18 protein-coding genes are annotated in these 22,360 nt (G+C 43.2%); 8 read left to right on the top strand and 10 right to left on the bottom strand.

The window, feature by feature from the left end; translation table 11 throughout:
• Window positions 1-6: 6 nt before the first annotated feature.
• Window positions 7-1,089 (bottom strand): site-2 protease family protein, encoded by a 1,083-nt coding sequence (locus tag MED222_RS19670; RefSeq protein WP_009845319.1) that lies wholly within the window; start codon window positions 1,087-1,089, stop codon window positions 7-9.
• A 357-nt stretch (window positions 1,090-1,446) separates the two neighbouring features.
• On the opposite strand from MED222_RS19670, the gene MED222_RS19675 reads away from it, so the two are divergent.
• From MED222_RS19675 to MED222_RS19685, 3 genes are all read left to right on the top strand, one after another.
• Window positions 1,447-2,706, top strand: coding sequence for an outer membrane protein transport protein (locus MED222_RS19675; protein ID WP_009845318.1), 1,260 nt, complete (start codon window positions 1,447-1,449; stop codon window positions 2,704-2,706).
• Window positions 2,707-2,719: 13 nt separating this feature from the next.
• Complete coding sequence (locus tag MED222_RS19680) at window positions 2,720-5,158, top strand: VolA/Pla-1 family phospholipase (protein ID WP_009845317.1); 2,439 nt, start codon at window positions 2,720-2,722, stop codon at window positions 5,156-5,158.
• Between the two features lie 220 nt (window positions 5,159-5,378).
• Entirely contained in the window at window positions 5,379-5,936 is a 558-nt protein-coding gene (locus MED222_RS19685; RefSeq protein ID WP_009845316.1) for a PhnA domain-containing protein, read from the top strand.
• Between the two features lie 71 nt (window positions 5,937-6,007).
• Here the strand turns inward: MED222_RS19685 and MED222_RS19690 are convergent, their stop codons facing one another.
• Window positions 6,008-6,922 (bottom strand): LysR family transcriptional regulator, encoded by a 915-nt coding sequence (locus MED222_RS19690; RefSeq protein WP_032555132.1) that lies wholly within the window; start codon window positions 6,920-6,922, stop codon window positions 6,008-6,010.
• A 238-nt stretch (window positions 6,923-7,160) separates the two neighbouring features.
• Between MED222_RS19690 and MED222_RS19695 the strand changes: the two genes are divergently transcribed.
• Genes MED222_RS19695 through MED222_RS19705 form a run of 3 tightly spaced genes read left to right on the top strand, consistent with a single transcriptional unit; the run spans window position 7,161 to window position 9,613 of the window.
• Window positions 7,161-7,373, top strand: coding sequence for a DUF1656 domain-containing protein (locus MED222_RS19695; protein WP_004730923.1), 213 nt, complete (start codon window positions 7,161-7,163; stop codon window positions 7,371-7,373).
• Between the two features lie 10 nt (window positions 7,374-7,383).
• Window positions 7,384-8,244 (top strand): HlyD family secretion protein, encoded by an 861-nt coding sequence (locus tag MED222_RS19700; RefSeq protein ID WP_009845314.1) that lies wholly within the window; start codon window positions 7,384-7,386, stop codon window positions 8,242-8,244.
• A 13-nt stretch (window positions 8,245-8,257) separates the two neighbouring features.
• On the top strand, window positions 8,258-9,613 hold the full coding sequence (locus tag MED222_RS19705; protein ID WP_009845313.1) for an FUSC family protein: 1,356 nt from the start codon (window positions 8,258-8,260) through the stop codon (window positions 9,611-9,613).
• A gap of 88 nt (window positions 9,614-9,701) precedes the next feature.
• Here MED222_RS19705 and MED222_RS19710 read toward each other — a convergent pair whose 3' ends face one another.
• From MED222_RS19710 to MED222_RS19735, 5 genes are all read right to left on the bottom strand, one after another.
• A complete protein-coding gene (locus tag MED222_RS19710) occupies window positions 9,702-10,988 on the bottom strand; it encodes a DEAD/DEAH box helicase (protein WP_009845312.1) in 1,287 nt (428 codons plus the stop codon).
• 142 nt (window positions 10,989-11,130) lie between these two features.
• Window positions 11,131-11,871 (bottom strand): DUF1223 domain-containing protein, encoded by a 741-nt coding sequence (locus MED222_RS19715; RefSeq protein WP_009845311.1) that lies wholly within the window; start codon window positions 11,869-11,871, stop codon window positions 11,131-11,133.
• Window positions 11,872-12,082: 211 nt separating this feature from the next.
• On the bottom strand, window positions 12,083-12,271 hold the full coding sequence (locus tag MED222_RS19720) for a hypothetical protein (RefSeq protein WP_009845310.1): 189 nt from the start codon (window positions 12,269-12,271) through the stop codon (window positions 12,083-12,085).
• A 313-nt stretch (window positions 12,272-12,584) separates the two neighbouring features.
• The gene (locus MED222_RS19725; protein WP_009845309.1) at window positions 12,585-13,586 is read right to left on the bottom strand and encodes a TerC/Alx family metal homeostasis membrane protein; all 1,002 of its coding nucleotides are present in this window, start codon (window positions 13,584-13,586) and stop codon (window positions 12,585-12,587) included.
• A 609-nt stretch (window positions 13,587-14,195) separates the two neighbouring features.
• Window positions 14,196-15,935 carry a bifunctional metallophosphatase/5'-nucleotidase gene (locus tag MED222_RS19735; RefSeq protein WP_009845307.1) on the bottom strand — a complete coding sequence of 580 codons (1,740 nt, stop codon included), beginning with the start codon at window positions 15,933-15,935 and terminating at the stop codon, window positions 14,196-14,198.
• 237 nt (window positions 15,936-16,172) lie between these two features.
• On the opposite strand from MED222_RS19735, the gene MED222_RS19740 reads away from it, so the two are divergent.
• On the top strand, window positions 16,173-17,945 hold the full coding sequence (locus MED222_RS19740; RefSeq protein WP_009845306.1) for an ATP-dependent endonuclease: 1,773 nt from the start codon (window positions 16,173-16,175) through the stop codon (window positions 17,943-17,945).
• A gap of 191 nt (window positions 17,946-18,136) precedes the next feature.
• On the opposite strand, the gene MED222_RS19745 is transcribed toward MED222_RS19740, so the two are convergent.
• Both MED222_RS19745 and MED222_RS19750 read right to left on the bottom strand, forming a co-directional pair.
• Entirely contained in the window at window positions 18,137-18,631 is a 495-nt protein-coding gene (locus MED222_RS19745) for a DUF1097 domain-containing protein (protein WP_009845305.1), read from the bottom strand.
• A gap of 203 nt (window positions 18,632-18,834) precedes the next feature.
• Window positions 18,835-19,740 carry a LysR substrate-binding domain-containing protein gene (locus MED222_RS19750; protein ID WP_009845304.1) on the bottom strand — a complete coding sequence of 302 codons (906 nt, stop codon included), beginning with the start codon at window positions 19,738-19,740 and terminating at the stop codon, window positions 18,835-18,837.
• A 302-nt stretch (window positions 19,741-20,042) separates the two neighbouring features.
• Here MED222_RS19750 and focA point away from each other — a divergent pair, with 302 nt between their 5' ends.
• Window positions 20,043-21,494 (top strand): formate transporter FocA, encoded by a 1,452-nt coding sequence (gene focA, locus MED222_RS19755; RefSeq protein ID WP_009845303.1) that lies wholly within the window; start codon window positions 20,043-20,045, stop codon window positions 21,492-21,494.
• 351 nt (window positions 21,495-21,845) lie between these two features.
• Here the strand turns inward: focA and MED222_RS19760 are convergent.
• Window positions 21,846-22,360: YceI family protein (locus MED222_RS19760; protein ID WP_009845302.1), on the bottom strand; the 515-nt coding region annotated here is incomplete at its 5' end.

Here is a 22,360-nt window from a genome sequence, read left to right as displayed (position 1 = left end):
TTCTTGTTAAGTACCAAGAATTTGCAATGGTAGGCTTAATAGTTGATCACCAGTAGATGCAAAATACCAGATAACACCAATCAAACTACTCACTAAACCCACATACCAAACAAACGACACGACTTGACCGTATTTGTCTAATGGTAACAAGTGACTGTGGTGACGCCCTTTCCATTCGAACAGTATTTCCACACTACCCATAATCAATAAGAAACCAAACAAGGTCAGATTCAACTGATAACTCAGTACCACACCAGCAACAGCGGCTGCGATACACAATACAATACCAAGCACGCTGTTCATTGAGAAACTGATACTTTTCAGTACATGTCCGCCATCGAGAGGCAAAATTGGCAATAGATTAAACAAGTTCAATAGCGCGTTGAATACTGCAAGCCCAGCAAAGAACATCTCGCCAGTGATCAAGTACAACACGGTAAACACCAAAGACAATATCAATCCGAACAATGGCCCCATGATTGAGATAACTACGTCTTGCCAGCGCGTATTGATCTTCTCATCGGATAACGCTAAACCACCAAGGAACGGTATCAAATAGATGCCTTTGGTCTTCATGCCAAAGTATTTCATCGCTCTAATATGGCCGTATTCATGGAACATAAGGCAAGCGATTAGAGCTAAAGCAAATTGAATTGAAAACAGCCATGAATACGCAGCCAAGCTCGCTGAGGCAAGTACGACTTTGATTAGCTTGGCACTTTTTAATGCTTTCATACCAAGCGACACTAATCCAATTAAGCTAAAACGCTTCTCAGGTTTAGGTGCTACAACGGGAGTTTGTTGCTCGATGTCTTTAGTGTCGCGGTTACCTTCGGCAATCGTTTGACCATTGACGGAGGCTTTGTAGTACATCTCAAATGGCTGCCATTGAACTGACGCTTTGACGTGACACTGCAACGTATCTTCGCCAGATTGCAACATGAATGAGTGAGTTCGAGCATTATCTTGCTCTGAGGTCGCATCCAGTTGAGACACAAGTGTATTATCCCAGAACAGCTGTTGCCAACCAGCCATTGAACCTTCTAAACGAAGCGGTTTTCCAAGAAACTCTATCGCGAGTAATTCCAAACTTAAATTCCAATTTAATGCCATCGTAAATGAAACCGTATTATGCCGATTTAGCGATTAACGGTAAACACAAACGAAGTTGTTACATATTTAAGCAATTGAACACTATTTATTCCGATAATGCGCATAAACATTCTGGTCACACCTCCAACCACGAATAAACCATTGATTGTATGCATATTATAAATGTTAAAGTCCCGCCCCTTAAAATTATAACTTCACAAAATGATAACTCATTCTTTGACTTTACATGAAACATGAATTTAACATGTCATTTACATTGGAGCATCACTAATAACAATGCTCAGTGTGTTTTCAACAATAAGAATGAGATTTGATGCCCTAGGAGGGTCAAGGATGAAAACAATACAACGCTCTCTCGTTTCGCTTTCTGTACTATTTGCATGTAATTCACTTGCGGCTGGTTTCCAAGTTGCTGAGCACTCTGCCTCAGGCCTTGGACGCGCATTCTCAGGTGAAGGTGCAGTTGCCGATAACGCGAGTGTACTTGCGAGAAACCCCGCTGCAATGACCCTATTTGATACAGCCCAATTTTCAGGCGCGGTTTCTGTCGTTGATCCAGAAGTAGACATTACTCAAAACAATGTTCCAGGTTCTGGCGGACAAAGTCAGACATCTAAAGACGTCGCTCCCCTTCAAATTGTACCTGGTGCTTACTACATTAGCCCAATCAATGAGCAATGGGCTTGGGGCATTGGTATGTTTTCCAACTACGGTGTTGCTACCGATTACCCAGATGATATCTACGCGGGTGATCTAGCTGGTGATACATCACTAATGTCTGTCAATTTAAACCCAAACGTAGCGTATAGAATCGACGACCAATTCAGCATTGGTGCTGGCGTAAACCTTGTTTATGCAGAAGCTGAACTCAACCGACACCAAGGTGCTATTTCAAATGTTACTGGAGATCCTTCGTCGACGAAGTTAATCAGTATGACTGGTGAAACATTCGCATTTGGTTGGAATGTGGGTGGCTTATATGAATTGAATGAAAACAATCGATTTTCTATCGCTTATCGTTCGGAAGTTGACCTTGATTTTGACGATGGTGATTTCAAAGATTACACCGGTGGAATCGTACAAGGTAGCGCAACTGCAACGACTGGCCGCTTAAAAATTACCTTACCTTCAATTATTGAAATATCGGCTTTCCACCAACTGACCGAACAGTGGGCTATCCACTACGGTTGGCAACAAACGGGTTGGAGCAGTTTTAAAGAACTTAAAGCCACCAGTCCAGATTGTAAAGATGGTGTGTGTTTTAAAAAGACAGAACACTACGAGGATAACAACCGCTACTCGTTGGGTGCGACTTATCAGTTGAATCAAGAGTGGACACTAAGGGCGGGTCTTGCCTATGACGAGCAAGCTGGTCAAGCAACGTTAAGTATCCCAGATAGCGATCGTTACTGGTACAGCACTGGCTTGACTTACCAATACAGCCCAGATCTTTCTATTGATGCTGGTTTTGCACTTGTACAAAGTAAAGATGGTGATTTCACGGAAACTAACGAACTGGGTCAAAAGCTTGAGTTTTCAGGTGATGCAGTCGCTTACCTATCTGCAATTCAATTGAACTACACCTTTAACTAAACGGAATTCAAACATGAAAAAGTTATTTAGTGTTTCGCTGCTTGCTTCGGCGATATTTCTTGCCGGTTGTGGTGATGACTCTTCGAGTTCAGGTGCCTCAACTGCCGTTAAATATGAGCAGTACATTCAAGATTCACTGGCTCGCACAACGAGTATTAAGTTTCATCTAAGTGGTGCGAACAAAGCGGTTCCACTGCCAAGCTTTGCTCTGATGGACACGACGGATGGCACTCTCGGGTTACCAACGGGTGGTAAAGATTCGTTAACGAATCCAATTGCGGCAATGAACACAATGGATGGCTGGTCTACTTCGATGCCAATCGTTATGAATTTCGAAGGTACCGGTCTTGCCGACGGTGTCGCGACCGGCGGCGTTTACATTCTAAAACTTAGCAGTTCACTCACATCCACAACACCACCAACGGTTACAGGCGTGTTGACTCTAGGTACGCACTTTAATGTGTTATCTAGCGCTGCAACGGATGCCTTTACTATTGTATTTAAAGATTCACTCGATGCTTCAAGCGAATACGTGTTGGCACTGTCGAATGAACTGAACGATGTTAATGGCGACCCGGTAGGTATGTCGTCAAGCTACGCGGCTCTGAAATCAAGTTCAGTAACGTATACTGACGGCAGCTTAGCTCAAGCTCAGAAAGTAACTCAGGGTGTAGAGCAAATCTTTGCAGGGGCGAATGCCGCCGGCAAGGTTAGCCTTGATACCAAAGACATCATCTACTCGACGTGGTTTACCACCGAATCAGTTGGCGGCTCGCTTTTCGCAACAAAAGCAGCAACAGCGACTGGGTTGGCTTCTGCGAACCTAAATGGTGTATGGAAAGGCAGTGCAAACCCTAATTCGGTTGACCTAAAAGCCGCTTACACTATGTCGTTTCTTCCTGCAGTAACATTCAAAACAGCATTAGCAAATGACACTGATTTTGATAAATACATTGGTGGCGGCGACTCGACTAAGATTGCTAAAGCCAAGTTTGCTATTGGGGCGATGTACGATGCATCAAGTGCAGATGTCAATGTAAGTCAAGGGTCGGTTAAGTTACCTCACTACTTAGAAACAAGCAGCAGCAAATGGAATACTCAGCCGTTTGAATCCGCTATGCCTAGCCTAGCTAAGGTTTCAAATGCTCTAAGTAATAGTGCAGAAAAGGCGAACATGGCCGCTCAACTTATTGCTGCTGGTATTGATGCAAGTATATTAGCGACGAGTCAAACAGAGCAGCTTAAACTCATTGGTTTAAACCTGACTCTTAAAGATGGTTCTGCACTTGATAGCGAGCGAGTCATCACCAAATACTCACCTGTTCCTCAAGTTAAATCATTAGAAGACGTCGAATTCTTACTGTTTACGCCAAATGGTTCTGATCCTACTAATGTTGTGATCTACCAACACGGCATCACCTCCGCGAAAGAAAACGCTTATGCGTTCGCTTACAACCTTGCAAAAGCGGGTGTAGCAGTATTGGCCATTGACTTACCGATCCACGGTACACGTAGTTTGGATGATACTCGTTCGGCAAATGCTGACGTTTTGGCTTATCTAAACTTAGCGAACTTACCCGTCGCTCGCGATAACGTACGTCAAAGTGCACTTGATGTAATGGGCTTACGTGCATCTTTAGCTGTTTCATTAAAAACTGGGGCACTCACAACTTCTCCATTAAAGGCCTTTAACCTAGCTACTGGCTCACAAGTGAAGTTCTTAGGCCACTCGCTAGGCGGTATTGTTGGAACGACGGCAGTTGCAGCCTCTAACCGTACTCTCGGTAGTGTCGCAGCTAATTCGCTTTACTCATTCAGTTCAGCAGCGATAGAAAACTCTGGTGGTCAGATATCTAACCTTCTACTGGGTTCTACAGAGTTTGGCCCTCAAGTTAAGCATAGCGTTGCATTGAGCGCTTCAACTGAATACGCAGGTTTCGCAACCGCGAACTGTGGAAGCCTCTCTAGTAAACAGTGTTACACAACGTTTGAAGCAAACGCGACTGCAGCACAGAAAGCAACCATGACAGCCGCTTTCCAACAGTTCGCTTACGCTGCACAAACGGTGTTAGATACTGTGGATCCGTTTACAAATGCTGCTTATCTAGTTGCTTCTGGCTCACCTATTCTGCCTATTTATATGGGGCAAGTACAAGGTGATAATACAGTACCAAACACAGTGGCAAACGCTCCGTTCGCAGGAACGACACCGTTAGCAACTAAGCTTGGCCTAACAGTCGTTGATTCGAGTAACACGACCCCTGACGGTGCGAAGGACTTTGTTAAGTTCAGTGATGTTGCTGCACACAGTACGTTTGTAATACCGCAAGATACCACTACACCAACACCTTTGGACGCAGGTCATCATGTAAGCATGCAGACACAAGCTGTAGACTTCTTGATCGACAACGCGTTAACTTCAGCATCTATTACTGCTTCTTTCTTGGAATAAGAATAGTTGCAACTAAACAAATGCCAGCCTTACCGCTGGCATTTTTGTTTCTACCCCCAACCAACTATCCCTAGTTAACCGTTTGCATAAAACGTTAAAACACAAATGGTTGATCTCGGCTAAAATTAATCAAGACAGAATACCGTACGACCTCTTTCTTTATTGTAAATAAAGTGGATAATAGCCCCGGTAATTAATACCTAATAAATGTGAGTCCATTATGTCTTCTGAAGCTACTATGCTAGAACGCTGCCAATCTAAATGTGAACTATGTGGTTCTGATTCTTCTCTTACTGCGTACGCAGTACCGCCACACAGCCACGTAACAGTGGATCACGGCATCATGGTATGTGACAAATGCCTTGGTGAGATTGACGAGCCTAAAGATATCAACCACTGGCGCTGCCTAAGCGACAGCATGTGGAGTCAAGAGGCACCAGTTCAAGTAACGGCATGGCGTCAACTTACTCGTCTGAACACTGAAAGCTGGGCTCAAGACGCACTAGACATGATGTACCTTGAAGAAGAAACATCAGTTTGGGCACAAATCGGCATGTCTGCTGATGATAAGCCTCTTGATGTGAACGGCGTTGAGCTTAAAAAAGGTGACGACGTAACAGTAATCAAAGACCTGCCAATCAAAGGCACTAACCAAGTGATTAAGCAAGGTACTGTTATCCGTGGCATCAGCGTTGGTGACGATCCTAAGCTTGTTTCTGGTAAAACAAATGGCGGTCAATCAATGTACGTAATCGCTGAGTTCTGCCGTAAGAAGTAATTCTTCTCTTAGCTGAACAAAATCTCAAAGGCGCTAATGAATAATTAGCGCCTTTTTAATATCTCAAATTTTCACGACTTAAAACTATCAATAAGTTGCTCGCGGTACTCTTTAATAACAGACACCAAAGAGCCTTTGATACCACTGACTTGCTTCGAGTGCGGGCACCACAAAGCGAATCCAAATTTGAATCCTTCCACCATTTGCGCAGAATGAATGGGCTCAATTGAATGTTTTGAAAACTCAGAGTCGGTAAAAAAAGCCTTAGGAAGAAGTGCCCATCCAAAACCCTCTTCAAGCATTTTGATCATTAACGAAAGCTGATCGATCTCTTCATAGTCAGAGCTCACGATAATCTTTTCAGACATACCTTCGTCAATCAGAGACTTCAATACGAACTGTTTAGAGTTCCTAAGTGCGACTAATACTTCGTCTTTATCGATATGTGAGAGTTCTCCCCCTTTTTGTCCGAATGGATAGAACTCAAAATGCCCAAGGAAAGTAGAATCAAAACTATGCATCGCTCGGCTATTGTGAGCATTCACAAGTCCAAAGTGATATTCCCCACTTTGTATTCCTTGTTTAATTTCGTTCTTATTCCTAACCAGAAAGTTCACTCGCATCATTGGGAAATCGTGTTTAAGTCGTTTTCGTATATCGACCAAAACACGTTGTGGAACGAAACTAGAATACGCGATTGTTATTTTCTCTAACCCACCATAAGAGAGGCTCAACGCCACTTTGTCAAAAGTACGAGCTTGCTCAATCGTCTGTTTTGCATAGTGATAAAGGAGGTGCCCGTCCTCCGTTGGTTCAACAGAGCGCCCGACCCTTTCAAAAAGATTCACTGCAAGGTGATCTTCCAAGTTTGTAATCACCTGACCCACGGTCGTTCTGTGCTTGTTAAGCTTTACCGCCGCCTTGCTAAATGACCGCTGTTCATAGACAGTCACAAACGCGAGAAGTTGTTCAATACTAAAGTTCATTTTAATGTACTTACTTTCTTGGTCATGCATACGAGATAGAAAAATATCTACTGCATCAGAATTAATAATGATAAAAAGACTGAACAAACGTGAATACTGATTTGTACCTTTGCTGCCTATCCTTCCTAGTATATACCTAAACCTGTCTGTATTTGATGGATCTGATCCTCTATATACGATTATTAACATCACCGCATTTCCTTTATCGTTACCTTCTTAAAACGATAGAGATAGACCCATGAACACAATGCCACATGAACTCGTGTGGGGTGAGATCTACTTCCCTCCTTTGCTATTGGTTATCGCGTTAGCTTATGTATTGACGATATTGACTGGCTCAATCGCGACAAAACTTGGGCTACATAAATATGTCGCTTTTCCTGCAATTGCCGAATTAAGCCTAATCGTGATTTTCGTCGGCGTTATCGGTCAATTCATTACCATCTTCTGAGGCATTCACCTTGATTAAACGTTATCTCATCACGCTACTACTGGTCGTTGCCGCAAGCTCTGTGGTTTATAGCTATTACCAATCTTATTCGAGTAATCCCTGGACTAGAGATGGTCAGGTCAGCGCATACATAGTTTCTATTACCCCTCGAGTCACCGGGCAAGTAACTAAAGTCCATATTGAAGACAACTCACAGGTAGTTAAAGGGGATCTCCTGTTTGAGATCGACCCAAGTATTTATCAAGCGGCCTACAATAAAGCACTCGCGACACAGAAACAGGCTCGCGCGCTCTTAGCAAAAGCTAAAAACGAAGAGCAACGCGCGTTGAACTTAGAAAAAAGAACGCCTGGCGCGCTGCCAGTGCTGACCTTGAATAACCTGAACAACGCGGTTGAGACGAATGCAGCTAACGTTGCACTAGCAAAGGCCAATGTTGAAGAGGCACATTTAAATCTCAAATACACCAAGGTTTACGCTCCAACGAATGGCTTCATCACGAACTTAAACCTACGAGAAGGCTCTCAAGTTGTCGCCAATACACCGGTAGTTGCATTGATCGATCAAGACAGTTTCTGGATCGAAGGCTATTTCAAAGAAACTGATCTGGTGAATGTTGGCCCTAACGACAAAGCGCTTGTCACTCTTATGATGCACAACAATATTCAATTGGAAGGCCATATCAAAAGCATTGGCTTTGGTATTGCAACACAAGACGGCAGCACAGGTAATGATCTTCTTCCTAACGTGAACCCAAACTTTCAATGGATTCGCCTCGCTCAGCGTATACCAATTAAAGTAGTACTCGATAACGTGCCTGAAGACTTGCAACTTCGTGTCGGCATGACAGCTTCAATCAAAATAATCAAATAGTTGGATGGCATTTATGTTCATAGTATCGACCAAAGAAGCAATTAAGGCTTCTCTCGCGATTGTTATCTCTATCTGCCTTACTTTGTGGTTTCAGTGGGAAAAACCTTATTGGGCGGCAATTGCGGTTGCTGTCATGGCATTGAACGAGAGTTTTGCCCATTCAATAAACAAAGGCCATAACCGATTAATGGGAACCTTGTTAGGGACTGGTTATGCCTTTTTCTTGATTGCGATGTTTTCTCAGGACCGCTTTCTATTTCTGATGTTTTTCACCTTATTTCTCGGTACATGCATCTTCATGTCGAGTGATGAAAAATACGGTTATGTCTTTTCAATAGGCTTTGCGGTTTGCTCCATCATCTCTTGTATGGGTGGATTCGATAACCAAATTACATTCTATTTTGCAGTGCTTCGAATACAAGAAACTCTATTAGGTGTTATCACCTTCTCGATTGTTTATCGTCTGATCTGGCCTGTAAACACTGAGCAGAACTTTGTACAACGATTTGAAACAAGCAGAGAAACGCTGATAACAGCAATGAGCGATACCAACAACCTTTATATAGAAGCCTTAGAGTCCAATACCGCTAATATTGAAAAGCTCTATCAACTGTTGGATTTGCCGCTCGCTGGGAGTTATCACCTAAAAGAAAATATTCACGCATGGCGTTTACGAATCAACGAAATGGCGCATATTCAAGAGCGTCTGCTTGAACTCGCCTCGGATGAACTTACTCAACCTATTGATTGGCCAATTCTCACAGAAAAACTGGAAAAACTAGAGTTAATGGCGCCACACTTGTCATTGATTAATGATGTGCCGTTTGTGAAGAGTGAGAAGAAAAACGTTCCTTGGCACCATGAGCACCGTACCTTTGTTCAACACCTGGATGAAGATGGGAGAAAAGTCTTACAAGGAGTCTCGATGTTCGTAACGTCGCTACTGGTTTGGATATATCTACCTGTGCCGGGTGGTTTTATTTTTCCGATGATTGCAGGCGTATTTTCTTCCATGTTGCCGACGATGCCACCAAGTGTAATCAAAGATGCATTTTTCGGGTTGATAGGCACAGGTACCATTATTTTACTTCAATACATCTTTATCATGCCGATGATGACTGAGTTGTGGCAATTGGCATTGTTCTATTTCATTAATAGCATGGTGATATGGAAAGTGTTCGCAACGCCTAAACTTATGGTGCACCGAATACTTGGCATTAACCTGCTGGTCGTACTGACGTCTGGCGCGCTTAATCTAACACCGGTTTATCAGATTCAAACACCATTACTGATGTTAACCACACTGCTCATCATTTTGATGATCGGCAAATTATTTACTGACCTCTTTAGAGTCAAGAGTGTCGTTTAATCTCGTTACGCGGATTCGCTAAACTGGGCTAAAAACAAAAAAGGCGCAATTAAGCGCCTTTAGAAATTCTATTTTTACTGACTCAATATCAGTTATTTCTCAACCAAACATCTTGGTTTTTAGGTGCTTTCTTCTTTTTCTTCTTGCCTGTGCCAGCCGGTGGCGCAACGGGTTTTAGTGCAGCAACAAGTTCAGCCGTAGCTTCTGCATCCACTTCAAAACCTTCAATTTGCTCACGCTCAAGACGGATTTTGTTCTTCTTCTCAATGATTGTGAAGTGATGGTAATCTTCGTGGTCGATCAAAGATAGCGCTAGACCAACCTCACCCGCACGACCACTTCGGCCAATACGGTGCATGTAGTCTGATGGGCTACGTGGTAAATCAAAGTTGATTACTACAGGAAGCTTTTCAATATCCAGACCACGAGCTGCGATGTCTGTCGCGATCAGAACGTCAATCTCGCCAGATTTAAAATCTTCTAGGATACGAGTACGTGAACCCTGACCTTTATCACCGTGGAATACTTCCGCAATGATACCGCGCTTGTATAACTTATCAGCCAAATGCTCACAGCTGTTCTTCGCATTCACGAAAATCAGGGCTTGGCGCCATTCGTGTTGTTGAATCAGGTGCGCTAACAAAGCTGTCTTACGGCCTTTTTCGACTTCGAATACTCGCTGAACTAGCGTGCTTGCATTAGCACTTTGAAGTTGGACTTCAATTGGGTCGTTCAGTAATTCGTGAGTCAACGTTTTAACTTGCTCAGGGAAAGTCGCAGAGAACAACAGAGTTTGCTTCTTGCTTGGCAGCAGCTTCAAGATCGCGTCAAGCTCTTCGGTAAAACCAAGGCTCAACATTCGGTCAGCTTCATCAAGCACTAACGTTTTTACTTTATCGAGTTTGATAGCGTTGCTTGAGATCAGATCAAGCAAACGACCCGGTGTTGCCACCAAGATGTCTGTGCCGCCACGTAGTGCTTGCATCTGAGTGTTCACCGATACACCACCGAATACACAAACAGTTTTAATTGCACCGTTGAAATGTACTGCGTAAGACTTAACGCTATCGGCAACTTGCTTAGCAAGCTCACGTGTAGGAACCAAGATAAGGCCAGAAACATAGTTACCTTTGCCCGAACGACGGTCTAAAGGTGCATCTTCATGGATCTTCTGTAACAGTGGAAGTGCAAATGCTGCGGTTTTACCTGAACCTGTATTTGCGCCTGCAATTAGGTCGCGTTCTGCTAACACACTCGGAATAACTTGCGCTTGGATAGGCGTTGGCTGTTGGTATTCAAGCTCGGTAAGACGAGCCATCAAAGGAGAGATTAAGCCAAGATCAGAGAAGTTGGTTGGTGTTGTGGTGTTAGTCATTAATTGCAGGAACTCAAAGCTAAAATAATAGCGCGCTATATTAACGTATTTCAGCAGTATTACGTAACTAAATCGCCCCTTTCTCTCGTGTTTTAGCAATGAGCCCCCACTACAACACATCCAGTATCAAGTTATCGCAAGTTTAATTCAGCCACCCTGCTACCGTTTGTTCCGGTGTATACGAGTTAGGTTCGGTTAACCACACGGCTACAGCATCTGGCGTGGCGACTAATGGATCAAAATCGACATTAAATTGCCATTCAGACTCACTACGTCGATAGCCGTCATAAACCACGACAAAATCGTGCTCAAGTTTCTTACCTCTGTTCTCGCCCGCTTTAACGCTGGTGACTTCGTTCATCGCCAACAAGGCAATATGAGCGACATAATCACCTTTGCCTTCGTAATGCACGCTGAACGTATCGCCTTTATGGTTCACTGTTAATTTAGGATTAATTTGTTGTTGGAGCGATGGCAAGGTTCTGTCGAGCCAATTAAAGTAACCGCGCCACTCTTTTCCATCGACGACAAAGCCCGGAGTATAAACGCCACTTGTTACTCCATAAGCTTTGTACAAGCGTTGCTTTTGACTGAATGCCTTGCTAGCGAACTTGTCTCCCCACCCTAGGTAATCCCAGTAATCGACGTGATAGGCGAGCGGAATGACTTGTGTCCAAAGATTAGGGTGGTCTTCAAAAGTACTAAGGTAGGCATCAGCAGGCGGACAACTTGAACAACCTTCAGAGGTGAACAGTTCGATAACCTGCGCAGGTTGACCTTCATTACTCCAGGTTTGTGCCATCGACACAGAAGAGTAAAAGCCGATCGGTAAGGCAAGTAAACAGAGTTTAATCAATGATGAGTTGCGGCTGGCGTGTGACATACCGTGATCCTTGTACGAAGAGAATTTACTGGCGCTCAAATACAGACCGTTATGCCTAAGTCTTTCTTTCAGGTGATGAGTTTTCAGGTGCTTAGTTTATTTCAAATGCTTAGTTTCTTTGAGATACACAGCTTATTGCAGATACAAAAACGCCAGCTTCAGAAGCTGGCGTTTTCTTAAAATTCTATATTTTTACATGTTAACGCAGAGATTAACGGTTGATACCGATATCGCGTTGCATGTGACCAGATAGGTCGCTTGAGTAGTAACTACGTGGAGAGTTGTCTACAAAAAGAATATCGAAAATGTGTGCAATCAATCCTTTGAAGTTAACCGAGTAGGTCTTCTTATCCATAGAGTTAGGAACAGCGATAGTATTCATTTGCATTGCTTGAGCCATGATTGCCTCTCTATAAATTTGTTTATGTGGTTCGTTCTGATGACAAGAATAATAGGTGATCTTTTGCAGGTTAAAAAATGACTAAAATTAGATATTCGAATTAGTTTTTCTAATAAAACAAACCATTAACAACACGCTGAAATACATATTCACAAATGGTGACTATAAATTCGCAATGGCGTTAAAATCATGCATTTAGTACAAATACCATTCAAATCAAAGTGGCCAATGTCACAGAAATTTTACATAAATAAATTCCCCACTTCATCGACCACGTACCGATTATAAACTTTTCGATAAGTTATATTTGTTTCTAATTCACTTGTTCAATGTCTGGCTTCTTCGCATAAATCGACGCTATAACCGCAACCGTCATGGTAGAAATCAGCACCGCCAACGACCAATACGTCGGGATAGCCCATTCGCTATCAACCAGTAGCATTTTTACACCAATAAAGACCATGATGAATGCCAGTGCAGGCTTCAAATAAATGAACTTATCCATCATGCCTTGCAGTACAAAGTACAAAGAACGGAGACCAAGTAACGCAAATACGTTTGCAGCAAGTACCAGGAACGGTTCTTGCGTCACAGCAAAGATAGCTGGGATAGAATCCAATGCAAACATCACATCCATAACTGCAATCGCACCGATCACCAACATCATTGGAGTGAATGCCCATTTTGCACCCTGTTTAACCATTAATGCAGGACCATGAAAATCCTCTGTTACCGGCATCACTTTACGAAGTAACTTCTCTGGTAATGTATTTACACTTTCCTCTTCGCCCTTGTCTAACGCCAGTTTAATACCAGTACCAATCAAGAACGCAGCAAACACGTAAAGCACCCAGTGGTATTCAGCCAACAGCTGTGCGCCTAGTGCGATCATAATTGCACGAAGTACCAGTGCACCAATTACGCCCCATAGAAGCGCACGTGGTCTTAGGTGCTCAGGAACTTGGTATTGAGCAAAGATCATCGCGAAAACAAATAGGTTGTCTACACTGAGTGATTTTTCTAGCAAGTAGCCCGTAATGAATGACACGGTTGCTTTTTGCGCTGTGTAGTCACTATTTGGCGCATAAATGTCCCAGAATAAGTAAATAGAACCAGCAAACAAAAATGCAAGTACAAACCAAAAAACGCTCCAGATTGCCGCTTTTTTAATTGTGACGTTCCCACCACGAGTCTGATAGATATCAATAGAGACGAGAATCACTGTTAGCAGGAAAAAACCCGCATAAGTCGTCATGATTGGCGATGATAAAAAGGATTCACTATTTGTAGATAATAGAGATTGAGTTGAGTTCATTATTCCTCCGGGCGGAAGAACTTTACAAAGACCTTCCGCAAACAAAACATATCAAGTTCCACGACGGATCTTGATTGTGATTGCGTTGGTCTCGTTGAAGTGAAATATGGGATTTCACCTTTACATACCGGATAGGCTCTTAGCCTAACGAGATGACGACATGTAAACTTGCGCTAACTACTCCCCAAACGCGTGGATAATATTCCCCTATTTGTGTTTCGTCTATTAAAATTTGCACTAGAAATACAAAAAAGGAGCAAATGCTCCTTTTTGATTGATGCCACCCTATCAAATAGACACTCGAATTGATTCTAAGAATAAATCTGCTAACCAAATTCACGATGGCACTGCGTAGTTACACTGCAAAACGATCAAGTTATAACTCTGCGCAAATTACAATCTTGCGTAAATTACAATCCTGCCGTCGGTATCAAATACACTAACGCAGACCAAACCGATACCCAACCAACCACCGCTACTGCATCTAACCAATCTTTCTTATCCATGCTTATCTCCACAAGAAGTGTGACCTGCAGGAATAAAGCATAAACAGTGCCAAATTTATAAACAGCTATAACTAATAATGTTAAGTGCAATCATTGATGCTGATTATCTAAAACACTCCATGCAATTCAGCGGTTCATTGTGTTTAAGAGACTCTGGGTATTCTTGTAGAAACTCGATAAAACAGTCTGCCATAGAATCGGTCGTCACCACGCCATCACCTATCATATCTAAGACGGCGTTATAGCCCTCTTTTCCTTTCATGGTGTAGGCTGACGACGCGCCTCGGTAAATTCGGTCACGAGAAACTGGCTGCCAACCGGATGTTTCAGAGTGTATTTCTAAATGGTGAATCCTATGCCCTATAGGCGCTTCTTTGTGGTAGCAGAACCTTAGATTATGAGTATAAGGAAAGCTGCCGGAACCTGTGCCCACGACACCATTATCGATCGCGTTATTGATTGCACCTTCAAGCATGCCAGCGATCGTTTCACCTTTTACTTCATACACACCAATGGGTACGGCAAACGGTAGTAGTTTTCCGGCAATATCGGCAACGGATACATCACCACTATTGAGTGAATTTCGCACTCCACCAGAGTTGTGAATCGCAAATTCAACCTGATGCCCTTTTTTGTTCATTAGGTAGTGAAATGATTGAGCAACCAAGGGCGCAAGCTGACTTGGACCTTTCTCATCCGGGATCCGAATATGGCGCAGTGTTGTGTCTGCATGAGCAATCACTTGTTGCTGAAGCTTTCGAACTCTCGGCTGGTATTTATCCGTCAGAATACTCTGCAGCTCAGGATCTTTTTTACACACTGCAATATTAGGGTGATTATTTAAAAACTCACATGCCATGTCGTGGGCATCGTCTTGCCCTACTTCACTCAATTTCGCGTCTATAAACAGTCGACGGCCTAACAGCAGTTCGTTCTTACCGTTGAAGTGAGTCACTTTGCCTTCAGCATCGAACTCGATTTCGCAGTGTCCTAGGCTCATGGCGTGGAAACCCGCTTGCACAACATAGGTGTCATCGACTTTCACTCCGTAATCATCATCTTTAACTAAGCCAATATCAGAGAAATCACCTTGTAAGCGATGACTATGACCACCAACAATGACACCAATACCTGTTACGTTGGCTGCTAACTCTAAATCAGCTTCGTAACCAAGATGACTAAGTAACACAATCTTGTTGATACCAGCTTTATGAATCTGCTCAATGGTCGCTTTTGCTGTTTCTAAAGCATTTTCAAATGGTGTATCGATATCTGGATTGGCAATGCCTGCCATTTTGTCGATGCTTAAGCCGAATATTGCAACCTTCTCGCCATCAAACTCTTTCGTTATAAAAGAGGCACTTCGCGTTACAGTCAGATAGGGTTTAACAATTTCGTTGTCCGCTAAGGTATGAGTTTTATTGATATCCTCATTCGATAGATTCCAGTTACCGGCCAACAGTGGGAATTTGATTCTTTTCGCGAAAATCGCAACGGGCTCATTACCCATATCTAGCTCGTGATTGCCAAGCGTCATGGCATCTATATTAAGGGCATTCAACAAATCGGCGTTGGCTTTTCCCTTGAATAAAGAAAAGTACAAAGTCCCCTGGAAGCAGTCACCAGCATGCAGGAACAGGGTTCCAACCTTCTGACGCTGGGCATCTTGTTCTATTTGTTTGAAGCGTGTTGAAATTCGAGCAAAGCCACCAGTACTGACATAAGGTTCAATGATGTGGTTGTTCATTTTAAGTGATAGCTGTAACGAGGTTGGTTCAAAGTATGAGTGGGTGTCGTTGATGTGTGCCAACACTATTTTTGTCGGCTTATTCTTTTTAGTCATATTTTCTTCTCTCTTTGTCCCTTCATACTAGGTCGAGAATCATGACAGAATCGTGAATTTTATGAAACTGCACTGCAAAAAAATACTCGAGATAGATCGAAAATCTCATTTTGCACCGTATAAATAACAACGGGTTTTGTGACAGGTGAGCATACCAGATTTGTGTTTTTCGATTATGATTAAAGATATCTGTTAGCTTTCAAACAATTAGCAGAGCCTTCCGTTAGGAGTAAGCCTATGCAACTAGAAAGAATCGAGATTTCTGGCTTTCGAGGTATTAAGCGCATGTCTCTTGCGTTTGATGAGCTAACCACGCTTATTGGTGAAAATACTTGGGGTAAGTCTTCATTATTGGATGCCCTTTCCGTCGTTCTCCCTTCAGACGGAGTTCCATATCACTTCGAAATGACCGATTTCCATGTCGATTACTCAGTTTCACATCCACAGTCTCAACACCTTCAAATTGTTCTCGCATTAAAAGCCAACGATAAAAGTGAGCTAAATGCAGGACGTTATCGCAAACTCAAACCGGTGTGGGTTCAAGACGAGTTTGGTGTTTTTCGTATCTATTATCGAATCAGTGCCACGTTAGAGCAATATGAAACGACCACACACTATGCATTTTTGGGGTTGGACGGAAACCCTCTCAAGCTTCATCACTCAGAAAAGCTCGCTCAAGAATTAATGACGTTACACCCTGTAATTCGTTTGAGAGACGCAAGGCACTTCGATCGCCCTTTCAACGGCAATTCACTTAACCACAATGCTCATCTACCGGGTAATGTTCACACTAACACCGTTCATGCTAGTAACGGGCACGCTAATAATGTGAGTGGAAATGGTAACGGCCAGAGTCAAACAACCAATGGTAATGGCAGCAATGGAAACGGAAATGGGCGTCAGGCAAGGATAGAAAAACGCATCGACAACACCTGCCGTCGCCTTATGGCGATACCCGGACATGTTAATAAAGGTGAAATGCGCAGTAGTCTTGAGTCGATGCAAAGCTTAATAGAACACTACTTCTCATTTAAGAGTGTCTCACGTAAAAATCCGAGAAAACCGCGTGATGGGTTACTTTACTCAGCAGGTGCGAACGACAAGAGCATTCATCAATTGGTCGAAGAGACCAAAAACAAACAAACTCGCTTATTATTCATGGGGTTACTTAATGCCTATTTGCAAGCAAAAGGGCCAAATGACTTAAGAAGATGTGCTCGCCCTCTTTTGATCCTTGAAGATCCAGAAGGTCGATTGCACCCAACGCACTTGGCAAGGGCTTGGAGCTTGATGCAAAAGCTGCCCATGCAAAAAATCCTGACCACCAACAGTGGCGATCTACTTGCTGCTGTGCCGCTTCAATCGATTCGTCGTTTGGTACGTCAGTCAGATAAAACCATAGCCAACCAGCTCAATGTGAACCACTTCAGCAAAGATGAACTTCGTCGAATTGGTTTTCATATTCGTTTTCACCGGTCCGGCGCTCTGTACGCTCGCTGCTGGTTGTTGGTAGAAGGTGAAACCGAAGTCTGGTTGTTTAACGAGTTAGCCAACCAATGTGGGTATAACCTTGCTGCGGAAGGCGTTCAAATTATTGAGTTCGCGCAGTCTGGTCTTAAAGCGCTCATTAAAGTAGCGCAAGAGTTTGGCATCGATTGGCACGTGGTGACTGACGGAGACGCTGCTGGTAAGAAGTATGCGGCGACTGTGCTATCTAAACTCGGTAATGATCAAGAACGACATCGCCTCACAGAACTGCCTGATAGAGACATAGAGCACTACTTGTACATGAATGGGTTTGAGAACTTTTTCAGAGACATGGTTAAGATTCCTTATGATCACCCTATTCCAGCGAAGAAAGTTGTGGCGAAAGTTCTAAAGAAACACGCAAAACCAGACCTGGCTTTAGCGATCGTGTCTCATTGTGAGAATCAAGGACAAGACTGTATTCCATTGTTGTTGAGATGGACTTTGAAACGCGTGATCACCATGGCAAACGGAAATACCTAGCTTCTTGCTTATCTGATAAGTGCTATTAGTTCTTCTGTTGATAATTTCTTGAATTGATTAAGAAACCAAAAAAGGCACACCAAGTGGTGTGCCTGTATAAATCGATATACAAATTAATTGGGGGTTATCTTGCAAGAGTTCACAGTGACTAAACTAAGGTTAGGTTAACGAATTAAGGCTAGGTTAACGAATTAAGCCTTCGCTTGCTTAGCGTGTGGTTCAACCGCTTCCGAAGATTGAGTCGATTTTTCGTGAAGCCAAAGCCCCGTTGCTTTCATCAAGTATCCAAAGACACCACCAAGCAGTAAAGATGGCACGACAAGTTGCCAATCGCCGCCTGCTGCAAACGTCGCGCAGCAACCAATAAAGGTCCCTGGGATATAACCTAGCCACGCTTGTTTGGCTTGAATACACATAAAGAAAGCGACAATAGCGGTAATCATATAGCCTAAAATCTCTAACCCTGCGAAGGTCGAGCTTTCGATAATCACCATTGCCCAGAATACGCCAGTCATGTTGGTCAATAAGCTACCTGCTAGTCCTTTAACGCCGCCTGTTGGCGAAGCAAAATAACTGGTGCAACCTAAGAAACCGGCCCATGACAGCAAGCCGAAAGAGATAGCTATCCATCCCCATAGACCTGACAAAATACCTGTTGTTAATGAAATCGCGACTAATGTACTCATACTATTTCTAAAGCCTAATTACGAAATTCATCGCACCGGATTTAGCCTCACTTAAAATCAAGTAAGCATATTATGGGAAGAACGCCTTCTTTTAGCCGATCATGATCACATTAATAATGTACGTTAATGTGCATTTATCACCAGATAGAGACCGAAATCGCTTATTCAACATATTAGGTTATCAGCATATTATCAAATTACCGTTATAGAACTGACGGTTTGCCTTTCATCATGCGCTTGCCTTCTCGCTTAATACATTCAGCAAGTGGGTTTTCTGCCATATCCGCACGCCAAATAAACGAAAGCGTACGTTCCATTTCAAGCTCAGGAACATTCAAAGTAACGAGCTGGCCAGATTCAACAAACTGCTCGACATCGAGATAAGGTAAACACGTTAAATATGGGCCGTTTGCTACCAAACTTCTTAAAACAGGAACGTGTTCATATTCTCGCCAAACATCAAGATCACCAATTAAATGATGAATAGAGCTATCAAAAACTTTGCGAGTACCTGAACCATGTTCACGCAATACCCACTTCGCTTGTTCTAGTTGCGCCAAACTGACACGTTCACGCTTTGCAAATGGGTGATGAGCCGATGCAACCACCGTTAAATGGTCGGTACACCACACTTCTTGATGAACTCGGTTATCGTCACAGCGACCTTCGATAACGCCAAGGTCATATTGGTAATCTAATACGCCATCTATAACCGCATCGGTACTTTGTACACCAAGCGAGATTCGCATCTCAGGAAAGTCGTTATCAATAATACTGATGAGGTCTGGAACCAGGTGTTCTGCCGGGGTTTGGCTCGCACCGAGTTTGAGCTCTCCACTCAATAAATGCTGCTCGTAAAAACCCATTTCAATTTGCTGTGCATCTTGCAGTAAACGCTTCGCTTTTGGCCTAAGCCACATGCCCCAATGAGTGAGCGCCATTTGCTTGCCCTGCCTTTCAAACAAAGGCCTGCCGAGCATTTTTTCCAATTGTGCAAGAGACATACTTGTCGCCGACTGAGTCAATGCAAGCCTATCAGCTGCCTGACTTACGCTTCCCGAATCTGCTACCGCGTCAAAGACGGCGAGTTGCTTTAATGAATAACGCAAAATCTATCCTTAATTCTTTTAATAACTTATGTCCTGCTGCTCGTTTTTGTTAAGCCGATGAGCAATCAATTTCATTCTACGCCTAACCAAATCTATATCAATATTTTTGATGTGGTTTCTAAAAATTATCAATTTTACCTCTACCCCTCAACCCCCTAATCTGGAATGGCAGGACACAACGAGCCCTGCAAAACATTACTGATTAACCATGATTAACCATGATTAACCATGATTAACCATTACGGATTAACCAAGTCATTAACACTAGGAATTACACATGACGGATTGTTCAAGGGGGGGATATGGCAACCAGCACTTCTGAAAATCAGCAACTGTTCTCGCCAACAGAAATGATGGCGGAAGCCGAGAAATTTGCATTAAGCAAAGCAAATAAAACCAGCAGCATGACATTGAGTTTGGCAATCATGGCTGGCGCATTCATCGGGCTTGCTTTTTTATTCTACATCACGGTGACCACAGGTAGCGCTGATGCAGGATGGGGATTAAGTCGCTTAGCCGGTGGTCTTGCATTCAGCATGGGGTTAATCCTGATTGTTATTTGTGGTGGCGAGCTATTTACCAGTTCGGTGTTATCAAGCATTTCATGGGCTAATAAGCAGATAACCTTCACCAAGATGCTGTCTATCTGGGGCAAGGTATATGTAGGCAACTTTATCGGTGCAATGTTCCTACTGGCTTTGGTAAGTGCAGCAGGCTTATATCAACTGGATGGCGGGCAATGGGGCTTAAACGCTCTAAACATTGCTCAACACAAGCTACACCACAGCCCTGTTCAAGCTTTCGCTTTGGGTGTGCTTTGTAACTTACTAGTGTGTTTAGCAATTTGGTTAACGTTCAGCTCAGCTAACGCCATGACTAAAGCAATGATGACCGTATTACCCGTTGCAATGTTCGTTAGCTCAGGCTTTGAACACTGTGTGGCGAATATGTTTATGGTTCCATTAGGCATCACAATTCAAGCATTCGCACCAGAGAGTTTTTGGATGCAAATTGGCGCAACATCAGCCCAGTATGCAGACCTGAACATCATGAAATTTGTCACTGCAAACTTAATACCAGTGACATTCGGCAACATTGTAGGTGGTGCGGTATTGGTCGGCTTAGCCAATTGGAGTATCTACCGTCGCCCGCAGCTTAAAGCGGCAAAAATTACAGCAATAACTCAAACAACAGAAATTACGTCAGTTAAGGAAACCACTATGAACACTACAACTACTATCAAGCAAATCATGAACACTCAACCAATTACACTGAGCGTAGAAATGCCTACTTCAGTGGCGATTGATTCACTTTTAGATGCTCAACTTGTTAGCGCTCCTGTTTGCGATGTTGAAGGCCGCCTAGTAGGTATCCTCTCTGTTCACGACGTAATGGTTGACCTTTGGTGCCAAGACTACATTCCGACTAAAGGTCAGAAAGTGGTAGACCTAATGAGCCGTGACGTAGTGGCTATTGATGCAAACGACAAACTGGTCGATGTTGCTGAGTTCCTATGTATCGATAAAGAACAACTGTACCCGACAACAAGCATGGGCTATGCCACTCGCCTGACCTCTCTTTCTTTAGAAGAGCGTGCAAAAGCGATGAAAGTAAGCCAACCACATATGCTTCCAGTGCTAGAAAATGGCGTAATGGTCGGTGTGATGACTCGTACTGAAGTTATGCAAGCACTACGTCCAATCTATGGCGACCGCCTAAACGTGGTTCCAAAGGCTGAACTAGAAACGGCTTAACTAGCGACTGTTTACAAAGCAAGCGTTTCATTAGAAACAAAGTAACGAATCGTAGGCTGAACTATTAGGGATTAGTCGTTCAGCTAGATAACTCAGTCATTGCAACGTTGACTGGCAGAGGTAAATGGTGGCTTAAGACGCAGTAAAAGGTTTGACACAAAACAGACCTAAACGCGTGGCCATTTACCTCAATAAAAAAGGCGCAAAGTGAAAACTTTGCGCCTTTCTCTATATTCTAGCTGCTTTGCTACTTTCCATATGACTAAATAACCGGCTAACAGCCGACCTATCTCGTATCGACTAGGATTTTGATCTTTCTAAATATGTTGATAGCGATTATTGATAGCTAGATTACTTCTTTACACCTTCAACATGCAGATCCATGTCGACATAGCTTGAAGCGCCCATTACTGGGATATTGAAGTCAGCAAGCTCTAGACGAGTTGTACCAACAAAACCAGCACGCTCACCGCCCCATGGGTCTTGACCAGCACCGATGAATTCAGCTTCGATAACGATAGGCTTGGTTACACCGTGAAGTTTAAGGTCACCCATAACTTCAAGTTTGCCGTCGCCTTTATCAACCACTTTTGTGCTGTTGAATGTCGCATCAGAAAACTTACCAGCATTGATGAAATCACCACTACGGATGTGCTTATCACGCTCTGCGTGGTTTGAGTCAAGGCTAGTTGTATCAACCGTTACGCTGATTTTAGACGCTTCAACGTTGCTCTCATCAAATGAGAAGTCACCTGAGAATGTGTTAAAACGACCTTGGATAAAGCTGTAACCTAGGTGGCTAACTTTGAAGTTAACTGAAGCATGCGCACCTTTTGTATCAATCACGTAATCAGCGGCGTTCGCAG

This window comes from Vibrio sp. MED222, assembly GCF_000153005.1.
GTDB classification, from domain to species: Bacteria; Pseudomonadota; Gammaproteobacteria; order Enterobacterales; family Vibrionaceae; genus Vibrio; species Vibrio tasmaniensis_A.
Note: the sequence above shows the minus strand (reverse complement) of the source record. Positions and strands in the feature narration are given on the sequence as shown.